Source organism: Streptomyces antioxidans (assembly GCF_000968685.2).
Taxonomy (GTDB): domain Bacteria; phylum Actinomycetota; class Actinomycetes; order Streptomycetales; family Streptomycetaceae; genus Streptomyces; species Streptomyces antioxidans.
This window is the reverse complement of record NZ_LAKD02000116.1, coordinates 1-1,842: the sequence shown is the minus strand read 5'-3', so window position 1 is coordinate 1,842 and position 1,842 is coordinate 1. Positions and strand designations below refer to the sequence as shown.

General features: G+C 67.3%; 1 pseudogene. It reads left to right on the top strand.

What is annotated here, in order from left to right:
• Positions 1–8 precede the first annotated feature (8 nt).
• Positions 9–1,842: pseudogene (locus tag VT50_RS32380) on the top strand (type I polyketide synthase); the annotation flags it as partial.

Below are 1,842 nucleotides of genomic sequence, written 5' to 3'. Positions count from 1 at the left end.
GCCTGAACCGCACCGGCATCACCCCCATGACCACTGAAGAAGGTCTGTCTCTGCTCGACACGGCCATCGAGGCCGATCGCCCTTCGCTCCTCCTGGCCCGCCTCTCTCTCACGGCGGTTCAGAGGCATGTGGCGAACGGTGGCACTCTCCTGAGTTTGTACCGAGGGTTGGTGAAGTTCCCGGCACGTCGTACGGGTTCGACGGCGGCAACGACTCTTCAGCAGCGAGTGGCGGATCTCGACGACGCCGAGCGGCACGACCTCATCCTCGCCACCGTTCGTACCCACATCGCCAAGGTGCTGGGCCACTCGACCGCCGACGCCGTGGGTGGCGATCGCGCGTTGAAGGATCTGGGCTTTGATTCCCTGACCGCGGTTGAGCTGCGCAATCAGCTTGGGGCGGCCACCGGACTTCGACTCCCGACCACCTTGGTCTTCGACTATCCGACGCCTTCGGCCGTTGCCAGGTATCTGGACGGGCGGCTGGGCGCGGGTGAGCGCCCAGATGGCGCTGAGGTGGTGCCCGCCGTGGTGGGAGTGGACGCGGAGCCGATTGCGATTGTGGGGGTGGGCTGCCGGTATCCCGGTGGTGTGGCCTCTCCCGAGGAGTTGTGGGATTTGGTGGCCGGTGGGACGGACGCCATTTCCGGCTTCCCGGTCGATCGTGGCTGGGATCTGGAGGCCCTGTACGACCCGGACCCGGACCGCGCGGGGACGAGCTATGCCATCGACGGTGGCTTCCTGAACGATGCCGCGGACTTCGACGCGGAGTTCTTCGGTATTTCTCCGCGTGAGGCGCTGGCGGTGGACCCGCAGCAGCGGTTGCTGCTGGAGGCGTCGTGGGAGGCGATGGAGCGGGCTGGGATGGATCCGGCTGAGCTGCGCGGGTCGGCCACGGGCGTGTTCATGGGCGTGATGTACAGCGACTACGCCTCCAGGCTGAGGAAGTTCCCGGAAGAGCTCGAGGGCTACCTGGTCTCCGGCAGCGCGGGAAGCGTGGCGTCGGGGCGCGTGGCGTACACCTTCGGGTTCGAAGGCCCTGCGGTGACGGTGGACACCGCGTGCTCGTCGTCGTTGGTGGCCCTGCACCAGGCGAGTGCGGCACTGCGCAGCGGTGAGTGCTCGATGGCCCTGGCCGGTGGAGCGACGGTGATGTCCACCCCGGGCCTCTTTCTGGAGTTCTCCCGCCAGCGCGGCCTGTCGGTGGACGGCCGCTGCAAGGCGTTCGCTGAGGGGGCCGACGGCACGGGGTTCGGCGAGGGTGTGGGTGTGTTGTTGTTGGAGCGGTTGTCGGATGCTCGGGCGAAGGGGCATCGCGTTCTGGCGGTGGTGCGTGGTTCGGCGGTGAATCAGGATGGTGCGTCGAATGGGTTGACGGCGCCGAATGGTCCGTCGCAGGAGCGGGTGATCCGGCAGGCGCTGGCCAACGCCCGGCTGACGACGGCGGACGTGGACGCTGTTGAGGGTCATGGGACCGGGACCCGGTTGGGTGATCCGATCGAGGCGCAGGCGTTGCTGGCTACGTATGGGCGGGCGCGTGAGGGTGGTCGGCCGTTGTGGTTGGGGTCGTTGAAGTCGAACATCGGTCATGCGCAGGCGGCTGCTGGTGTGGGTGGTGTGATCAAGATGGTCATGGCCCTGAATCGTGAGGTGCTGCCGCGTACGTTGCATGTGGATCAGCCGTCTTCGCATGTGGATTGGGATGCGGGTGCGGTGGAGTTGCTGACCGAGCCCGTGGCGTGGCGGCGTGGGGAGCGGGTGCGGCGGGCTGGTGTGTCTTCCTTCGGTGTGTCGGGGACCAATGCGCATGTCATCGTGGAGGAAGCACCAGCGGTCCAGGCGC